This window comes from Vibrio sp. D404a (assembly GCF_030248535.1).
Lineage (GTDB): Bacteria > Pseudomonadota > Gammaproteobacteria > Enterobacterales > Vibrionaceae > Vibrio.
On sequence record NZ_JAHGAJ010000061.1, the window covers coordinates 1 to 3836 of the forward strand.

The following is a 3836-nucleotide window of genomic DNA, read 5'->3' on the forward strand; positions in this document are numbered from 1 at the left end:
ATCCCGCGTCCGGATGCATCAATTAAGTTGATGAGTCTTCAATTTGGAGCGACACACGAGGTTCGAACTCGTGACCTCAACCTTGGCAAGGTTGCGCTCTACCAGCTGAGCTAGTGTCGCATAAGTTAACCGCTGTCGCGTTTAACTGTAATGTGGTTGCGGGAGCCGGATTTGAACCGACGACCTTCGGGTTATGAGCCCGACGAGCTACCAAGCTGCTCCATCCCGCGTCCGGATGTCATTGTTAAGCACAATGAAAGCTATCAATTTGGAGCGACACACGAGGTTCGAACTCGTGACCTCAACCTTGGCAAGGTTGCGCTCTACCAGCTGAGCTAGTGTCGCATCACAGAAAGGTCTTTCACCTTCCGATTACCGTTTTCACGTTAATCTACAAATTGGAGCGACACACGAGGTTCCCGATCTTCAAGGCTTAGGCGTGACCTCAACCTTGGTAAGGATTCGCTAAACTAGCTGAGCTAGTGTCGCATCACGGAAAGGTCTTTCACCTTTCGACTACCGTTTTCACGTTAATCTACAAATTGGAGCGACACACGAGGTTCGAACTCGTGACCTCAACCTTGGCAAGGTTGCGCTCTACCAGCTGAGCTAGTGTCGCATCACGGAAAGGTCTTTCACCTTTCGATTACCGTTTTCACGTTAATCTACAAATTGGAGCGACACACGAGGTTCGAACTCGTGACCTCAACCTTGGCAAGGTTGCGCTCTACCAGCTGAGCTAGTGTCGCATCATGGAAAGGTCTTTCACCTTTCGATTACCGTTTTCACGTTAATCTACAAATTGGAGCGACACACGAGGTTCGAACTCGTGACCTCAACCTTGGCAAGGTTGCGCTCTACCAGCTGAGCTAGTGTCGCATTCTGAAAACGTCTTTCGCCGTTCAGGGCTGCGAATTATAAGAGCATTTTTTTGTGATGCAAGTCCTTAATGCAAAAATCTGCAACTTTTTCGTCAAGTGCTGAAAAAGCACACAAATTTTCAAAAAAATGTTGATTCTGCAGCCAGATAATCAAGCCAAAACAAGTATTTTGATTCAATTAGATATTGATGATGGTCTTACGATAGTACTGAAGTTCTGCAATAGACTCTCGGATATCATCCAAAGCAAGGTGGCTACCAGATTTGCTAAAACCATCTAATACTTCAGGTTTCCAACGACGAGCTAGTTCTTTCAGTGTGCTTACGTCGACGTAACGGTAGTGGAAGTACTCTTCCAGCTCTGGCATGTGCTTGTACAAAAAGCGGCGATCTTGACCAATACTGTTACCACAAATTGGTGATTTGCCTTTAGGTACCCACTTTTCCAAAAACTCGATCGTTTGAGCAACAGCATCTTGTTCACTAACCGTGCTCTCTTTTACACGCTTAACTAGACCACTACCAGTATGGGTTGTTGTACACCACTCATCCATTTTTGCCAGCTCACTATCTGGCTGATGAATCGCTAGTACAGGCCCTTCAGCAAGAATGTTGAGCTCGCTATCGGTAACGATAGAAGCAATTTCAATGATTTTGTGAGTCTCAGGATCAAGTCCTGTCATCTCTAGATCGACCCAAATCAGGTTCTGATCGCTAAAGGACATAAGGGAGCTGCCTATTTGTTTGCGTGTAAAAGAGGTACTATACCCAAATAAGCATACTCAAACTAGGTTTTGTGCCGTGGAAAGTATCATGGCAACAAGCTCAGTTATGACGAGTTCCCTATCATCAAGTTAGATGTGTTAAGTAGAAAATTGTGGCGAAAAAGAAAAAGTTAACCAAAGGTCAAGTACGACGCGTACGCAGTAACCAAAAGAAAAGACTGAAACAAGAAGAGTCCATCCAATGGGATGAGAGCATGCTTGGCGGCACCAAAAGCGGCCTTGTGATCACTCGTTTTGGTCAACATGCGGATATTGAAGATGTAGAAACAAATGAAATCCATCGTTGTAATCTACGTCGTGGCATCGAAAGCTTGGTCTCTGGCGACCGAGTGATCTGGCGTGCCGGTCTTGAATCTATGGCGGGCATCTCTGGTGTCGTTGAGGCCGTTGAGCCTCGCACCTCTATCCTTACTCGCCCTGATTACTACGACGGTCTAAAGCCGGTAGCAGCCAACGTTGATCAGATGGTTATTGTCTCTGCGGTACTGCCAGAGCTGTCATTGAACATCATCGACCGCTACCTAATCGCTTCAGATACATTAAGCATCGCGCCTCTGATTGTGCTCAACAAGGTCGACCTACTTAGCGAAGAACAGCTCGCAGAGTACAAACAGACGCTAACCATCTATGAAGATATTGGCTACAAAGTTCTGTTTGTGAGTAAAGAGACGGGCTACGGCATTGCAGAGCTTGAAGCAGAGCTCGCAAACCGCATCAACATCTTTGTGGGTCAATCTGGCGTGGGTAAATCAAGCCTAGTTAACGCATTGATGCCAAGCCTAGATATCGAAGAAGGTGCAGTGTCTGAAAACTCTGGCCTTGGTCAACACACGACTACTGCAGCGCGACTATACCACTTCCCATCTGGCGGTGACTTGATTGACTCTCCGGGGGTTCGTGAGTTCGGTTTGTGGCACTTAGAGCCAGAAGCCATCACCGAAGCCTTTGTTGAGTTTAAGCCGTACCTAGGCGGCTGTAAGTTCCGAGACTGTAAGCATAATGATGACCCAGGCTGTATTCTTCGTGAAGCCGTAGAGGAAGGAAAGATCAGCCGCACTCGCTTTGAGAACTACCATCGAATCATTGAGAGCATGGTCGAGAACAAAGCGAACAGGCAATATTCGAGAAACAAGAAGGCTGACCTTTAAGTCATTTTTGTGAATAACTCTAGGCAGTTGCAACCAAAGTTTGCACACCTACTGACAATTGGCGCGATATTGAGTAACATCTCGCGCCCAAAACCGTCATTAACTGATTTTCATTGAAGAAATACACAACATTGGAATATTAATACAATGGATAAGATCAAAGTTGGATTGCAGTACTGGATTCCACAACATGGACTGACTCGTCTGGTCGGTAAACTGGCGTCTGCTAAAGCGGGCGGTTTAACCACAGCGATCATTAACTGGTTCATTAAGCAGTACAAAGTGAACATGGATGAAGCCCTTCACAGCGACCCAAAACACTTTAAAACTTTCAACGAATTCTTCGTGCGTGAGTTAAAAGAAGGCATGCGTCCAATCGCGGAAGGCGAATCTGTTATCGTTCACCCAGCGGATGCTCGTGTTAGCCAGTTCGGTCCAATTACTGATGGCAAACTAATTCAAGCGAAAGGTCATGACTTCTCAGCGCGCGAGCTACTGGGCGGCGACGCTAACCTAGCTGACGAGTTCAAAGACGGTGAATTTGCAACACTGTACCTATCGCCAAGCGATTACCACCGTGTTCACATGCCATGTGACGGCACTCTGCGCCAGATGATTTACGTACCGGGCGATCTATTCTCGGTAAACCCTCTAACGGCAGAGAACGTTCCAAACCTATTTGCTCGTAACGAACGTGTAGTTTGTATCTTCGATACTGAGTTTGGTCCTATGGCTCAAGTACTGGTTGGTGCAACGATTGTAGGTAGCATTGAGCAAGTATGGGCTGGCACCATCACGCCACCTCGCGGTAACACAGTTTACAAGTGGGATTACCCAGCTGAAGGCGACAAAGCGGTTATCCTGAAGAAAGGTGAAGAGATGGGCCGCTTTAAGCTAGGCTCTACGGTAATTAACCTATTCGCTAAAGATGCAATCAAGTTCGATGACAGCATGGCAAATGGTGAGAAAACGGTTCTTGGTACACCTTTCGCGCACATCGCGTCAGCAGAAGCAGAAGCAGAA

3 protein-coding genes and 7 tRNA genes are annotated in these 3836 nt (G+C 46.8%); 2 read left to right on the top strand and 8 right to left on the bottom strand.

Annotation, left to right across the window (positions count from 1 at the left end; translation table 11 throughout):
* Positions 1 to 44: 44 nt before the first annotated feature.
* The 8 genes from KI655_RS24005 to orn form a co-directional block, all read right to left on the bottom strand.
* Positions 45 to 120: transfer RNA gene (locus KI655_RS24005), tRNA-Gly, on the bottom strand.
* Positions 121 to 153: 33 nt separating this feature from the next.
* A tRNA-Met gene (locus KI655_RS24010) sits at positions 154 to 230 on the bottom strand.
* 39 nt (positions 231 to 269) lie between these two features.
* Positions 270 to 345, bottom strand: a tRNA-Gly gene (locus tag KI655_RS24015).
* Positions 346 to 399: 54 nt separating this feature from the next.
* Positions 400 to 489: transfer RNA gene (locus KI655_RS24020), tRNA-Gly, on the bottom strand.
* A 54-nt stretch (positions 490 to 543) separates the two neighbouring features.
* Positions 544 to 619, bottom strand: a tRNA-Gly gene (locus KI655_RS24025).
* A 54-nt stretch (positions 620 to 673) separates the two neighbouring features.
* Positions 674 to 749, bottom strand: a tRNA-Gly gene (locus KI655_RS24030).
* A 54-nt stretch (positions 750 to 803) separates the two neighbouring features.
* A tRNA-Gly gene (locus KI655_RS24035) sits at positions 804 to 879 on the bottom strand.
* A gap of 180 nt (positions 880 to 1059) precedes the next feature.
* A complete protein-coding gene (gene orn / locus KI655_RS24040; RefSeq protein ID WP_285409211.1) occupies positions 1060 to 1605 on the bottom strand; it encodes an oligoribonuclease in 546 nt (181 codons plus the stop codon).
* Positions 1606 to 1757: 152 nt separating this feature from the next.
* Between orn and rsgA the strand changes: the two genes are divergently transcribed.
* Together rsgA and asd are read left to right on the top strand one after the other, a co-directional pair.
* Positions 1758 to 2813 (top strand): small ribosomal subunit biogenesis GTPase RsgA, encoded by a 1056-nt coding sequence (gene rsgA / locus KI655_RS24045; protein WP_285409212.1) that lies wholly within the window; start codon positions 1758 to 1760, stop codon positions 2811 to 2813.
* 147 nt (positions 2814 to 2960) lie between these two features.
* The coding region (gene asd, locus KI655_RS24050) for an archaetidylserine decarboxylase (RefSeq protein ID WP_285409214.1) at positions 2961 to 3836 on the top strand (876 nt) is incomplete at its 3' end.

Bases quoted from the DNA above. Each gene is read 5' to 3' on its own strand.
- orn (WP_285409211.1), bottom strand. From the start codon at position 1,605: ATGTCCTTTAGCGATCAGAACCTGATTTGGGTCGATCTAGAGATGACA.